Source organism: Mesorhizobium sp. B2-7-1 (assembly GCF_006440735.1).
Classification (GTDB): Bacteria; Pseudomonadota; Alphaproteobacteria; order Rhizobiales; family Rhizobiaceae; genus Mesorhizobium.
In genome coordinates, this window is record NZ_VFUA01000033.1 from 20,777 (window position 1) to 33,805 (window position 13,029).

Consider the following 13,029-nt stretch of genomic DNA (forward strand, 5'->3'; position numbering starts at 1 on the left):
ATGACTGGCAAGAAAGGCATGCTCAAGATCGCGGCCGTGGCGCTTCTGGCCTCGACCGGATGGGCGAGCGCCAAAACAGTCTGCTACGTCACGGCGGCGGATTCGCACGCCTATGCGACGCCGGCCAACAAGGCGCTCGAGGCCCGCGCCAAGGAACTCGGCGTCGAGATACTCAGCCTCAGCCAGGACTTCGACGTGCAGAAGGGCACCGAGCAGCTCAACACCTGCGTGGCGCGCAAGGTCGACGGCATCATCCTGTGGCCGCTCGACCCGCAGGCCTACATTCCGGGTCTTGCCCGCGCGCAGCAGGCGAACATTCCGGCGATCCTCATCAACTCGCCGATGAGCGACGATGCCAAGCCGTTCATCAAGTCCTTCACCGGACCGGACGTCTATGAGGAAGGCAAGCTGGCGGCGGATTCGCTGAGCAAGGCGCTGGGCGGCAAGGGCTCGGTGGTCATCATCGCCGGCCAGGCCGGCAACGGCACCACCATCGGGCGCGTCAACGGCTTCACCGATCACCTCAAGGAAACCAACGCCGACATCAAGGTGCTCGACACGGTCAATGCCGACTTCGACCAGCAGAAGGCGCTCGTCGTCAGCCGCGACCTGATCACCCGCTTCGGCGACCAAATCACCGGCGTCTACGCCAATGACGACACCATGGCGCGTGGCTTCATCGACGCCTGGAAGGAAGCCAATCCGTCCAAGCCGACGCCGCCGATCGTCGGCATCAACGGCCAGAAGGACGCTTTCGAATCGATCAAGAGCGGCGAGATGTACTCGACCATCGTGCAGTCGCCGGTCGAGGACGGCCGCCTGGCGATCAACACCATGGCCGAGATCATGGACGGCAAGGAGGTCAAGGACCGGCTGCCGATCCCGCTGACCGTCGTCACCAAGGACAATGTCGGCTCGGTCGAGCCGGCATTCTAAGCACGCGGCCGGCCCGGTTGCCCCGGGCCGGCCTGCTCCGTCCATGCCGACGCCGCCGCGCCGGGATTATCCCTGAACGGCCACGCCCAGCACCGAGACGCAATCTCCCGCCTTGACCAAGCCCGGGAAATGACGCGCGGCGAGCAGCCCCGACATCCTGGCCTTGATCTCCTGCGGCGCCTGGCCGGTACGGCCGACCGGATGGATGCGAGCAATCACCTGGCTATCCTTTACCGACTCGCCGAGATCGACCATCGTCTCGATCATCCCGTCCTCCTCGGCAAAGGCGAAGCAATCGCCCGACGGCATGTCCAGCCACTGAGTTCTACCCTTCTCGACCGCACCATCGACGATGTCCGCATGGCGCAGCACGTTGAGGATGCCGCGCCGGGCGATCCGCACCGTCTCGGCCCGGGAGGTTCCCCCGCCGCCGAGCTCGGTCGTGACGAAGACCTTGCCCATCTCCTCGGCGGCGGTGTCATACATCCCGACCGCGTCGATCTCGGTCATGCGCATGGAGAACGGGGCCGAGAAAGCCTCGACGGCGGCGAAGGCTTTTTTCTCCTGCGCCTTGTCGGGCAGCGTATGCGCCGCGCAGAACGGCACGAAATCCAACGTTTTGCCGCCTGAGTGGAAGTCGAACACGATGTCCGCCCGCGGCAGCAGTTCGCGCTGGAAATAGTCGGCGATCTTTTCCGTCACCGTGCCGTCCGACCGTCCGGGGAAGGCGCGGTTCATGTTGCCCTTGTCGATCGGCGAGGTGCGCGTGCCGGCGCGGAATGCCGGATAGTTCATCGCCGGCACGATGATGACCGTGCCCGAGACGTTTTTCGGATCAAGCGTGCGCGCGAGCTCGTAGAGCGCCAGTGGCCCCTCGTATTCGTCGCCGTGATTGCCACCGGTGAGCAGCGCCGTCGAACCCTTGCCGTTGCGCACGACACAGACCGGGATCATCACCGATCCCCAGGCGGAATCGTCACGGCTGTAGGGCAGGCGCAGGAAGCCGTGCTGGACGCCGTCGCGCTCGAAGTCGACGGTCGGCGCGATCGGCGACGGACGCAAAGCGGACATCGGCCTCAGTCCTTCACGAAGAGCTTGCGCGGCACATTGGCCAGGCATTCGACGCCGGTGTCGGTGATCAGGATCGACTCGGTGATCTCCAGCCCCATCGTCTCCAGCCACAGGCCGGTCATGAAATGGAAGGTCATGCCGGGCTTGAGCTCGGTGCGGTCGCCGGGGCGCAGGCTCATGGTGCGCTCGCCCCAGTCCGGCGGATAGGAAATACCGATCGGGTAACCGGTGCGGTTGTCCTTGACGATGCCGTACTTCTTCAGGACGGCGAAGAAGGCGTTGGCGATGTCCTCGCAGGTGTTGCCGGGCTTGGCCGCGGCCAACCCCGCTTCCATGCCTTCCAGCGTCGCCTTCTCGGCGTCGAGGAAAGCCTGCGTCGGCTTGCCGAGGAAGACCGTGCGCGACAACGGGCAGTGATAGCGGTTGTAGCAGCCGGCGATCTCGAAGAACGTGCCTTCGTTCACCTTCATAGGCTTGTCGTCCCAGGTGAGATGCGGCGCCGAGGCATCCGCGCCCGACGGCAGCAGCGGCACGATCGCCGGATAGTCGCCGCCGATGCCGGCGACGCCGCGCGTGCCGGCATCGTAGATCTCGGCGACCAGATCGCATTTGCGCATGCCGACTTCTATTCTGTCGACGATGCGCTGGTGCATGGCCTCGACGATGCGCGCGGCCTTGCGCATGTAGTCGATCTCGGTCGGGCTCTTCACCGCGCGCTGCCAGTTCACCAGCGCGGTCGCATCGGCGAAACGGGCGTTGGGCAGATGCTTCTGAAGTGCCGCGAACGCTGCAGCCGAGAACCAGTAATTGTCCATCTCGACGCCGATGGTGAGCTTGTCCCAGCCGCGCTCGGCCAGCACTTCGGCGAGATAATCCATCGGATGCCGCTCGGTCGACTGCACGTAATGGTCGGCGTAGCCGACGATGTTGTCATGCGCGAGATAGGCGGTGCGCTTGGCGCCGTTGGCATCCTGGCCGCGGCCGTACCAGACCGGCTCGCCCGAAGGCGGCACGACGACCGCTTGGTGCACATAGAAGGACCAGCCGTCATAACCCGTCAGCCAGGCCATGTTGGAGGGATCGCTGACGATCAGAAGATCGACGCCCTTCGCCTCCATGGCCTTGCGCGTCCTGGCGAGGCGATCGGCAAATTCGCCGCGCGAGAATTTCAAATTTGGTTGCATTGTTCTTGGTCCTCGTTTGTTGGGCCTCTCGGCCGGGTATCAGCTTTCGAAAATGGTTCCGGCCTTTGCCGCGCGCGCACGGTCGCGAGCCAAAGTGGCGATCGCCGTGTCCTGCACGCCTGTGCCGGTGAGGTCGGCGATGGTGATGTCGCTAGCCGAGCGCCGACCGGGTTTCACGCCGGCAATGATCTGGCCGAGTTCGGTGACCTCGGCGTCGGCGGCGAAGACCGCCGCCTCGATGGCGTGGTGGAGCTCGCCCAGACGCCGCGTCTGCTTGGCGCTGTCGGCGACATAGAGATCGGCCATGCGCAGGATCGCCGGCGCGATCTCGTTCTTGTGCTCGGCGTCCGAACCCATGGCGGTGATGTGCTGTCCGGCCGAGACGAAGCCCGGCTTGATCAGCGGCTCCGTCGAAGGCGTCGTGGTGACGATGATGTCGGCGCCAGCCACCGCATTTGCCGCATCCGGTTCGGCCCGAACCATGATGCCGAGCTTGTCGCGCAGGCCCGCGGCGGTCGCGTCTGCCTTGGCGGCGTCGCGCGCCCAGATGCGCGCTTCCTCGATCGGCCGCACGAGGCGCAGTGCCTCCAATTGCAGGCTGGCCTGCAAACCGGCGCCGAAGATCGCCGCGACCTTGGAGTCCTCACGCGACAGATGTTGGGCCGCGACCGCGCCGGCGGCGGCGGTGCGGATATCGGTCAGATAGCCATTGTCGAGCAGCAGCGCCTCGACCACGCCGGTCTTGGCCGAAAGCAGCACCATCATGCCACCGCCGCTCGGCAGGCCCAGCGCCGGATTGTCGAAGAAGCCGGAGCTTATCTTGACGGCAAAGCCATCGATGCCGGGCACATAGGCGGACTTCACGTCGACCTCGCCGCGATGCTCGTGAATGTCTAACCGCAGAATCGGCGGCATCGCCACCGGCAGCGTAGCCAGGGCGCGGAAGGCGTTCTCGACGCAGGCGACGGCGTCGAGATCGAGCGTCACGATCTTGCGCAGATCGGCTTCGGTGAGGATGGTCATGCGGCTCATGCGGCGCGCTCCGTGCGTGAGGACACCTCGCCACAAACGATCTTCCGATGCAGCGCCATGTCGATGTTGCGGCCCGACAGGATGGCCACCACCGGTCCTTTCGCCTTGATCTTCCCTGCGAGCAGCGCGCCGATGCCGACGGCCCCCGCGCCTTCGACGATCTCGCGCTCCTGTTCGTAGGCATGACGGATGCCAGCGGCGATCTCGTCCTCTGAAAGCAGGACCACATCGTCGAGCAGGCTACGGCACATGGCGAAGGTCAGCCGGTTGTCGAGGCCGATGCCGCCACCGAGCGAGTCTGCCAATGTCAGCAGCTCCTCGACCTGCACCGGGCGGCCGGCGTCGAGGCTGGCTTTCATCGCCGCGCCCCGCGTCATCGAGATACCGATGACTTTGGTGCCTCGACTCACCCCTTTGACGGCCGCGGCGACGCCCGCCGCCAGCCCGCCGCCGGAGAGCGGCACCAGCACCGCGGCGGTATCTGGAACCTGCTCCATGACCTCCAGGCCAAGCGTGCCTTGTCCGGCGACGATGTCGGGATGATCGAAGGGCGGCAGCATGATCAGTCCCTCTTCCGCCGCCAGCCTGTCGACTTCCTGCTGGGCGTCGTCCTGGCTGTTGCCGATGATGCGGACTTCGGCTCCGAGGCGACGGATGGCGTCGAGCTTGTTTTCCGGCACCAGCCTCGACATGCAGATCACCGCGCGGATGCCTTCGAGCTTCGCCGTATGCGCGAGTGCCCGGCCGTGATTGCCGGTCGAGGCGGCGACAACGCCGCGCGATTTTTCTTCCGCGCTCAATGCTGCGATCGCATTGGAAGCGCCGCGCAGCTTGAACGCGCCGGTGGTCTGGTGGTGCTCCAGCTTGAGATGAACAGGATGGCCCGCGCGGTCCGACAGGCTTTGCGACACAACGCAAGGTGTCCGCTCGACCTTGCCGGCAATGCGTTCGCGCGCGGCGCGAATATGCTGAAGCTCAACAGTCATTCGATCACGGGCATTTCGATCACGCGGCCAGCGGCTTGGTCCATAGCCGGCCGAACTCCGGTCGCGGCGTGTCGTCGCCGCAAAGCCGCAGGCAGTTCCAGGCGCTGGCCTGGTTGCTGGTGACGACCGGACGTCCGATCGCTTCTTCCATGCCTGGGACCGCGAGCGCGGCGCGCAGCGCGGTGCAAGAGACGAACAGCGCATCGGCCTGCGGATGCATGACCTTGCGCGCCATCTCGACGAGGGATGCCGGCGTGATCCGCGCCATCTCGCGGTCGTCCTCGAAGCCGAGGCAAGAGAAGCTCTGGATGTCGAAGCCGTGTGACGCGAAATAGGCGGCCATCGGCCGGCTGGTCTCGACGGTATAGGGGGTCAGGATGCTGATGCGCTTCACCCCAAAAGCGTTGAGCCCGCGCATGCCGGCCATCGGTGGCGTGACCACCGGGACGCCGGGCTTGGCCGCGTGGATGGCAGCTTCGATCTCGGCATCGCCGATCACCACGGAGGCCGAGGTGCAGGAGTAGCAGACCGCGTCGAGCGGCTCGTCCGGCAGGATCAGCGCCGCGCCCGCCGAGAGCGACGGCTGCATCTTGCGCAAATTCTCCGGCGTCGTGGGATTGGCATAAGGAATGCGCGCGACATAGACGCCGATGCGCTCGCTTGCCACCATACGGCGGAAATCCACCTCGCTCGTGTGATCGGTGGCCAGGGCGATCAGCCCGACGCGCTTTTGCAGCGGACGCGGGTCCAGCGTGGGGCGCGCCGTTTCGAGGCGGATGTCGGGCAATGGTTTCATGACTTTCATCTTTCGATCCTGCCGTAGCGGTGCTCCAGCCAGCGTAAGAGCACGACGGAGCAGAGGCTGATGACGAGGAAGAAGGCGCCGACCAGCGTCATCGGTTCGATATAGCGGTAATAGGTGTTGGCGACGCTCTTGGCCTGGTTCATCAACTCCAGCACTGTGATCGCCGAAAGCAGCGGCGTCTCCTTGAACATGGCGATGAAATAGTTGGCCAAGGCCGGGATCATCGGCGGGATCGCCTGCGGCAGGATAATATGCGTCCAGGTGTGGCGGCCGCTCAGATTGCAGGCCTTGGCCGCCTCCCACTGGCCGCGCGGCACATTGTCGATGCCGGCGCGGTAGACCTCGGCCGTGTAGGTGCCGTAGTGCAGGCCAAGCCCGATCACGCCCGCCACCAGCGGCGGCAAAAGGATGCCGATATCGGGCAGCACGTAGAAGATGAAATAGAGCTGCACCAGGAGCGGTGTGCCACGGATGAACTCGGCGAACCAGCCGACGCCGCGCGCGACGATCCGGTTCTCCGAGCGCCGCGCCAGCGCGATCCCAAGACCGACGATCGCCGCCAGGACGGAACCCAGAATGGTTGCCAGGATGGTGATCTTCACGCCCTGGATCAGGGTCGGCATGATCTCCCAGACGAAGTTCCAATCCCAATCCATTATCTGGCCCAATCCATCAGACGCGCACTCCGTCGAGGCCGCGCGCCATGCGGCGCTCCAGCGTGCGAACACCCCAGGAGATGATCAGCGCAAGGGCGAAATAGATGACCAGCACCGAGACGAAGGGCATCAGCGTGCTGCCGGTCTGCGAGCGCACCACCTGCGCCTGGAAGGTCAGGTCGGCGAGTGAGATCAGCGACACGACCGAGGTCGCCTTGAGCAGCTCGATCGCGTTGTTGCCGAAGGTCGGCAGCATGACCAGCAGCGCCTGCGGCAGGATCACGTGGCGCATGCCTTGCCAGCGGCCGAGATTGAGCGCCGTGCAGGCCTCGTATTGCTCGCGGCCGACCGACAGGATGGCGCCGCGCACGACTTCCGCCGCGTACGCGCCGACATTCAAGCCCAGCGCCAGCACGCCGGCCTGCAAGGGCGTCAGCGACAGGCCGGCGAAAGGCAGCACGAAATAGACCCAGAACAGCTGCACGAAGATCGAGGTGCCGCGGAAGAATTCGATGTAGACCGTAGCGATCGCGCGCAGGATGAAGAAGCGCGACACGCGCCCCATGCCGGCAAGGAAGGCCATGATCAGCGCAAGCACCGACCCCATCAGCGTCAGCTCGATGGTGACAAGCGCTCCTTGCAATATCAGGCCGAGATAGCCGGTCATTTGGGTGTAAAATTTCCTATCGTTTGCGGTCGTGCGGGGCAGCCGCGACAAGTCCGTTCTCCCCGTGCACGGGGAGAAGATGCCGATTCGCCCTTCGTAGGCAGACGAGGGGCAGCGCGAACCTTGAAATGCTGGCGCCGCCACTCATCCGGCTCTTGGAGCCACCTTCTCCCCGTGAACGGGGAGAAGGAAGAAAGCCGCGCCTTACTTCGCCGAGCAGAGCTTCTCGCGCGTCGTCGACATCGCGGCCGCGGCCGAGAAGCCGTAGGGCTCGATGATCTTGGCGAACTCGCCGGACTTCTTCATCTTGGCGAGCTCGACGTCATAGGCGTCGCGCAGGGCCTCGTCGCCCTTCTTGAAGGCGGCGCCGTCGCAATAGACAGGAGCGCCGACCACCGGGGCAATGACGTCGAGGTTAGGGTCGTTGGCCTTCTTGACCAGATCGTTGATCGAGAGCACCGGCAGCGAATAGGCGTCGATGCGGCCGTCCTGCACCATCTTCAGGCCGCTCTGGCCGTCCGGCACGACGATGACGCGGTCGCGCGGCACGCCGGCATTCAGCGCCAGCTTCTCCTCGGTGCCGCCGCCAGGCGCGCCGACAGTCGCGGAAGCGTCCTTGGCGATGTCCTCATAGCTCTTGAAGCCCTTCGGGTTGCCCTTCTTCACCAAGAGCGCCTCGGCATCGCAAAGCACAGGCTCGGAATAGGCGACCGCCGCGCAGCGCTCCGGCTTCATGAACAGGCCTGCGGTGACGACGTCGAAGCGGCCCGCCTGCAGGCCGGGGATCATGGCGCCATATTCGGAGATCGAGGCCACGACATCGGCGACGCCGAGCTTCTTGAAGATTTCGCGCGCCACGTCGGGCGCGGCGCCCGAAACCTTGCCGTCGGCGGCTACCGCCGTATAGGGCGGCTCGTTGGCGATGGCGAGGCGGGCGAACCCTTGAGCCTTCAACTGCTCGAGCTTGCTATCATCGGCCGAGCCGGCGCTCGTGGCGGCGAGCACGGCGGTCAGCGCGAGGCCGGCGACGCCAGCCAGAATGCCAAGTTTCTTCATTGTTCCCAACTCCTTGTTTCTGTTCTTGGTTTGCTTGGTTTCGCGGCGGCTCTCGTCGCCTCGGGACGGCTTGCGCCGCCCGTTTGCATTGCGGTCAGACGCGATGTCCGGCCGCGATGATCTTCTTCAGGAAGCTCTGCGTTCTTTCCTGTTTGGGATGACGGAAAATCTCATCGGGCTTGCCTTCCTCGACGATCCGTCCGCGGTCGAAGAACAGCACGCGGTCGGCGAAGTCGTGGGCGAAACCCATCTCGTGGGTGACCAGAAGCATCGTCATGTCGGTCTCGGCTGCGAGCTTGCGCATGACGTTGAGTACTTCCTCGACGAGCTCGGGATCGAGCGCCGAGGTGACCTCGTCGAACAGCATGATCTTGGGCGACAGCGCCAGCGCCCTTGCGATCGCCACGCGCTGCTTCTGCCCGCCGGAAAGCTGCGCCGGCATCGCTTTTGCCTTGTCGGCGAGGCCGACCATGTCGAGCAATTCCATCGCCCGCTTCTCGGCGGCGGCGCGCGCGACGCCCTTTGTCAGCATCGGCGCCAGGGTGACGTTGTCCATAACGCATTTGTGCGGAAACAGATTGAAGAGCTGGAAGACCATGCCGATCTTCTGGCGCATCCTGGCCAGATGTCGCTCGTCGGCCGCCAGCAGCTGGCCGTTGCGCTCCATATGGTAGAGCTGCTCGCCGTCGACCTGGATGTGGCCGCCGTCGATCTTTTCCAGCGTCATCAGGATGCGCAGGATCGTCGTCTTGCCGGATCCGGAAGGGCCGATCAGCGCCAGCTTCTCGCCCGGCATCACCTGCATCGACAGGCCGTCCAGCACCTTGAAGGCGCCGAAGCTCTTCGAAATCGCATCAACCTTGATGATGGGCGTGGGCAATCCATTTCCCCGTTCTGGAGAAGCCTATGCCCTTAACGATGCGAAACGCGCCAAATCATGTCAATTGGGAAAATAATATCATGACAATATTTCCGGAGCGGCACAATTTCAGGGCAATCTGAGCTTCATTTGTGCATCAGATGGCGAGCAGGAGATGCTCCGGGTCGCCGAGCAGCAGCTTGGCGACAACGCTCAGGCCCGCGCGCAGTTCCCCCTCGGTCGTCGATCCGAGCGAGATGCGCACGGCCGGACGCCAGGGCGTGTCGGCGATGCGGAACGAGGTGCCTGGCGCGATTGCCACCCCGCGCAGCCGCGCCTGCGAGACAAAGCTCTCCTCGGCGCGGTCGCCCGGCAGTTCGAGCCACAGATGCAGCCCGTCGCGATGGACGCGGTAGTCGACGCCCGTAAGCATTTCGGCGGCAATCTCCTGGCGCCGCTTCAACGCCTGGCGCTGCCAGTTGACCAGTTCCATCGCCGTGCCGTCATTCACCCAGCGCGTGGCGATCTCCGCCACCATCGGTGTCGCCATCCAGTTCGAGACGAGGTGGCGGTTGGCGACGGCGGCCACATAACGGTCCGGCACCGCGAGATAACCGATGCGCAGCCCGGGCACGGTGATCTTGGTGAAGGACGTGACGTAGAGCGTCCGCTCTGGCGCAAAGGCGGCAACCGCGGCCGGCCGGCCTTCCACCAGCGGGCCGAGCACGTCGTTCTCGATGATGGCGATGTCGTGCTTGCGGGCAACCGCGGCGATCTGCTCGCGACGCGTGGCGTCCATCAAGGTCGCCGTCGGATTGATCACCGAGGGCTGGACGAACACGGCGCGGATGTCCGATAGGCGGCAGGCCTCGTCGAGCGCTTCGGGAATCAGCCCGTTGCCGTCGATCGGCAGGCCCTCGAGGTTGAAGCCGAGATAGCGCGCAAGCGGGATCAGCGTGTGGTGGCCGATCGCCTCCGTGGCGACCGTCGAGCCGGGCGGCGCCACGCTCATCAGCGCCACCGTCATGCCGGCGGTGGCGCCATTGGTCAGGCTGATATTCTGCGGCGACGCTTCGAGGCCGCAGAGCTTCAGCCATTCGACCGCGACCGCGCGGTGGCGCGGGAACACCATGTTCGGCCGGAACGACAGCGCCGAGCTCGACGGCAGGTTCTCGGCCAGCCACCCCAGCGCCTGCTTCAATTTCTCCAGATGCATCGGCTCGCAGACCGGCTTCAGGATCGAGAGGTCGATGACTTCGCCCAGCCGCTCCGGGATATAGGGTGGCTCCGGTTCCCGGCGCTGCGTCTGCACGAAGCTGCCGCGGCCGACCTCGCCGGAAATCAGCCCGCGGCGGATCAGTTCCTCATAGGCGCGGCTGACGGTCTGCACCGAAAGCTTCAGATCATCCGCCAGCCGGCGATGCGTAGGCAGTCGCGTGCCGTTGGCCAGCCGACCATCATGGATGGCGCGCGCGAACTGGTCGGCCAGCGAGAGATAGGCTGGCCGGCGGATGAGAGCAGGATCTGGCTGCCACAATGTCATGACTTATTAGAGATCGAAATCAGTGCAATTGACAATCGAAATAATGCATCGTCATGGTGTCCGCGACGAAAGGCGGATCCCGCATGGCGGCAGCGAAACTCGACCCGATCGACCTCAGGATTCTCGACGCGATCCAGCGCGACGGGCGCATAACCAAGCTGGCGCTGGCCGAGAAGGTCGGCCTGTCGCCGACCCCATGCTGGATGCGGCTGCGCAAGCTGGAAAAGGCCGGCATCGTGTCCGGCTATCACGCCGCGATCGCCATGCGCGTTATCGCGCCCGTGGCGACGGTGCTGATGGAGGTGACCCTGGCCAACCACCGCCAGGCGGATTTCGACCGCTTCGAGCGGGTGGTGCGCGATGTCCCGGAAATCGTCGCCTGCTGGTCGGTCGGCGGCGGCGTCGACTATGTCCTGAAGGTGATGGCGCGCGACATCGATGCCTATCAGCGGCTGGTCGACAGCCTGCTCGAACGCGAGATCGGCATCGACCGCTACTTCACCTACATCGTCACCAAGACGGTCAAGGACGAGACCGCGCTGCCGGTGGCCGACCTTCTGCCGGAGCAACCCTGAGGTAGAGAGATTGTCTGCGACGAGCGGCCAATAGAGACAATCTCTCTCTGTCGGCTTGCCGAAATAGCCTCTTTGTCTTCATCACGAGACTAGCCTCTCCCTATCGCCTTCGGCACCGGGAGACCTGACGGATGTCCGCGCATTTTGCCCGTACTAACCACCATGAAGCGCTTGATCGCCTCGCCGATCGCCGGCTGCTGCGCGCGCTCGCCTATGTCGACGGCCATTGGACGGCGAGCGAAGCGGCGGCAAGTTTTGAGGTCACCGATCCGGCAACCGGCGCTACCGTCGCCTTCGTGGCGGCACTCGATACCGCCCAGACGACGAAAGCGATCAATGCCGCGTCCCGCGCGTTTCCCGCTTGGCGGGCGTTGTTGCCGCAGGAACGCTCGAAAACCTTGCGAAAATGGTTCGATCTGATCATCGCCGCCAAGGACGACTTGGCGCTGCTGATGACGCTGGAACAGGGCAAGCCGCTGAAGGAATCGCTGGGCGAGATCGACTACGCCGCTTCTTTCGTCGAATGGTATGCCGAGGAAGCAAAACGCCTCAACGCCGAAAGCGTCACCAGCCATTTGCCGAATGCCGAGATGTCGGTGCGCCGCGAGCCGCTCGGCGTGGTCGGCGTCGTCACGCCCTGGAACTTTCCGTCGGCTATGCTCACCCGCAAGGCCGCTGCGGCATTGGCCGCCGGCTGCACGGTGGTGGCGCATCCGTCCTCCGAAACGCCGCTCTCGGCTTTGGCGCTGGCCGAGCTTGGCGAGCGCGCCGGGCTGCCGGCCGGCGTCTTCAATGTCATCACCGGCGACGCGCGCACCATCGTTGGCGCGATGTGCGCCGACGCCAGGGTCCGCGCCATGAGCTTCACAGGCTCGACCGAAGTCGGCCGCCTGCTCGCCGCGCAGAGCGCTTCGACGATGAAGCGGCTGGTGATGGAACTCGGCGGCCACGCGCCGCTGATCGTCTTCGACGACGCAGACATCGACAAAGCGGTGGCGATCGCGCTCGACGCCAAATTCGCCACTTCCGGCCAGGATTGCCTCGCCGCCAACCGCATCTATGTGCAGCGGCCGATCTACGACCGCTTCTGCGCCGCCTTCGCGCGCCGCATCGAGCAGCTCCGCGTCGGCAACGGTCTATCCACCGACGCCGAGATCGGGCCGCTGATGCATGAGCGGGCAGTGAAGAAGGTCGAGGAGCAAGTCGCGGATGCGCTCACGCATGGCGCGCGCTGCCTCGTGGGCGGCAAGCGTCACGCAGCCGGCCCGCTGTTTTACCAGCCGACGCTGCTCGTCGATGTGCCGGACGAAGCGCTGATCATGCATGAGGAAACGTTTGGCCCGGTCGCCGCCGTGGCGCCGTTCGACGGCGAGGCGGAAGTCGTCGCCCGCGCCAACGCCACCGAATACGGCCTGGTCGCCTATGTCGTCACCGAGAACGGCGCCAGGCAGGCGCGCATGGGCCGCGCCCTTGAGTACGGCATGGTCGCGATCAACCGCGTAAAAATCACCGGCGCGCCGATTCCGTTCGGCGGCGTCAAGCAGTCCGGCATCGGCAGCGAAGGCTCGCGCCACGGACTCGAAGCCTTTACGGACCTCAAATACCTCTGCCTCGATGTAGCGTAAGCTACGCAGGCCTCATTCTCGTCAGGAGTCAAAA

General features: G+C 65.0%; 13 protein-coding genes. 3 read left to right on the top strand and 10 right to left on the bottom strand.

What is annotated here, in order from left to right:
- Complete coding sequence (locus tag FJ471_RS14920) at nucleotides 1-936, top strand: sugar ABC transporter substrate-binding protein (RefSeq protein ID WP_140804210.1); 936 nt, start codon at nucleotides 1-3, stop codon at nucleotides 934-936.
- A 66-nt stretch (nucleotides 937-1,002) separates the two neighbouring features.
- On the opposite strand, the gene doeB is transcribed toward FJ471_RS14920, so the two are convergent.
- From doeB to FJ471_RS14970, 10 genes are all read right to left on the bottom strand, one after another.
- Nucleotides 1,003-2,007, bottom strand: a complete 1,005-nt coding sequence (gene doeB, locus FJ471_RS14925; protein WP_140804211.1) for a N(2)-acetyl-L-2,4-diaminobutanoate deacetylase DoeB — start codon at nucleotides 2,005-2,007, stop codon at nucleotides 1,003-1,005.
- A 5-nt stretch (nucleotides 2,008-2,012) separates the two neighbouring features.
- The gene (gene doeA, locus FJ471_RS14930; RefSeq protein ID WP_140804213.1) at nucleotides 2,013-3,191 is read right to left on the bottom strand and encodes an ectoine hydrolase DoeA; all 1,179 of its coding nucleotides are present in this window, start codon (nucleotides 3,189-3,191) and stop codon (nucleotides 2,013-2,015) included.
- A 39-nt stretch (nucleotides 3,192-3,230) separates the two neighbouring features.
- The gene (locus FJ471_RS14935; RefSeq protein ID WP_140804215.1) at nucleotides 3,231-4,223 is read right to left on the bottom strand and encodes a cyclodeaminase; all 993 of its coding nucleotides are present in this window, start codon (nucleotides 4,221-4,223) and stop codon (nucleotides 3,231-3,233) included.
- A complete protein-coding gene (eutB, locus tag FJ471_RS14940) occupies nucleotides 4,220-5,209 on the bottom strand; it encodes a hydroxyectoine utilization dehydratase EutB (protein WP_140804217.1) in 990 nt (329 codons plus the stop codon). Before eutB ends, FJ471_RS14935 begins: the two co-directional genes overlap by 4 nt.
- 19 nt (nucleotides 5,210-5,228) lie before the next feature.
- Nucleotides 5,229-6,005, bottom strand: a complete 777-nt coding sequence (eutA, locus tag FJ471_RS14945; protein WP_140804275.1) for an ectoine utilization protein EutA — start codon at nucleotides 6,003-6,005, stop codon at nucleotides 5,229-5,231.
- Between the two features lie 5 nt (nucleotides 6,006-6,010).
- Complete coding sequence (ehuD, locus tag FJ471_RS14950; RefSeq protein ID WP_140804219.1) at nucleotides 6,011-6,670, bottom strand: ectoine/hydroxyectoine ABC transporter permease subunit EhuD; 660 nt, start codon at nucleotides 6,668-6,670, stop codon at nucleotides 6,011-6,013.
- A gap of 16 nt (nucleotides 6,671-6,686) precedes the next feature.
- Nucleotides 6,687-7,337, bottom strand: a complete 651-nt coding sequence (gene ehuC / locus FJ471_RS14955; protein WP_140804221.1) for an ectoine/hydroxyectoine ABC transporter permease subunit EhuC — start codon at nucleotides 7,335-7,337, stop codon at nucleotides 6,687-6,689.
- Nucleotides 7,338-7,541: 204 nt separating this feature from the next.
- A complete protein-coding gene (ehuB, locus tag FJ471_RS14960) occupies nucleotides 7,542-8,393 on the bottom strand; it encodes an ectoine/hydroxyectoine ABC transporter substrate-binding protein EhuB (protein ID WP_140804223.1) in 852 nt (283 codons plus the stop codon).
- 94 nt (nucleotides 8,394-8,487) lie between these two features.
- Nucleotides 8,488-9,273, bottom strand: coding sequence for an ectoine/hydroxyectoine ABC transporter ATP-binding protein EhuA (gene ehuA, locus FJ471_RS14965; protein WP_140804225.1), 786 nt, complete (start codon nucleotides 9,271-9,273; stop codon nucleotides 8,488-8,490).
- A gap of 136 nt (nucleotides 9,274-9,409) precedes the next feature.
- Entirely contained in the window at nucleotides 9,410-10,795 is a 1,386-nt protein-coding gene (locus tag FJ471_RS14970; RefSeq protein ID WP_140804227.1) for a PLP-dependent aminotransferase family protein, read from the bottom strand.
- A gap of 83 nt (nucleotides 10,796-10,878) precedes the next feature.
- On the opposite strand from FJ471_RS14970, the gene FJ471_RS14975 reads away from it, so the two are divergent.
- Nucleotides 10,879-11,370: an Lrp/AsnC family transcriptional regulator gene (locus FJ471_RS14975; protein ID WP_140804229.1), complete on the top strand. Its 492-nt coding sequence runs from the start codon at nucleotides 10,879-10,881 to the stop codon at nucleotides 11,368-11,370.
- 131 nt (nucleotides 11,371-11,501) lie between these two features.
- Nucleotides 11,502-12,995, top strand: a complete 1,494-nt coding sequence (locus FJ471_RS14980; RefSeq protein WP_140804231.1) for an NAD-dependent succinate-semialdehyde dehydrogenase — start codon at nucleotides 11,502-11,504, stop codon at nucleotides 12,993-12,995.
- Nucleotides 12,996-13,029 lie beyond the last annotated feature (34 nt).

Bases quoted from the DNA above. Each gene is read 5' to 3' on its own strand.
- FJ471_RS14920 (WP_140804210.1), top strand. From the start codon at position 1: ATGACTGGCAAGAAAGGCATGCTCAAGATCGCGGCCGTGGCGCTTCTG.
- doeB (WP_140804211.1), bottom strand. From the start codon at position 2,007: ATGTCCGCTTTGCGTCCGTCGCCGATCGCGCCGACCGTCGACTTCGAG.
- doeA (WP_140804213.1), bottom strand. From the start codon at position 3,191: ATGCAACCAAATTTGAAATTCTCGCGCGGCGAATTTGCCGATCGCCTC.
- FJ471_RS14935 (WP_140804215.1), bottom strand. From the start codon at position 4,223: ATGAGCCGCATGACCATCCTCACCGAAGCCGATCTGCGCAAGATCGTG.
- eutB (WP_140804217.1), bottom strand. From the start codon at position 5,209: ATGACTGTTGAGCTTCAGCATATTCGCGCCGCGCGCGAACGCATTGCC.
- eutA (WP_140804275.1), bottom strand. From the start codon at position 6,005: ATGAAACCATTGCCCGACATCCGCCTCGAAACGGCGCGCCCCACGCTG.
- ehuD (WP_140804219.1), bottom strand. From the start codon at position 6,670: ATGGATTGGGATTGGAACTTCGTCTGGGAGATCATGCCGACCCTGATC.
- ehuC (WP_140804221.1), bottom strand. From the start codon at position 7,337: ATGACCGGCTATCTCGGCCTGATATTGCAAGGAGCGCTTGTCACCATC.
- ehuB (WP_140804223.1), bottom strand. From the start codon at position 8,393: ATGAAGAAACTTGGCATTCTGGCTGGCGTCGCCGGCCTCGCGCTGACC.
- FJ471_RS14970 (WP_140804227.1), bottom strand. From the start codon at position 10,795: ATGACATTGTGGCAGCCAGATCCTGCTCTCATCCGCCGGCCAGCCTAT.
- FJ471_RS14975 (WP_140804229.1), top strand. From the start codon at position 10,879: ATGGCGGCAGCGAAACTCGACCCGATCGACCTCAGGATTCTCGACGCG.
- FJ471_RS14980 (WP_140804231.1), top strand. From the start codon at position 11,502: ATGTCCGCGCATTTTGCCCGTACTAACCACCATGAAGCGCTTGATCGC.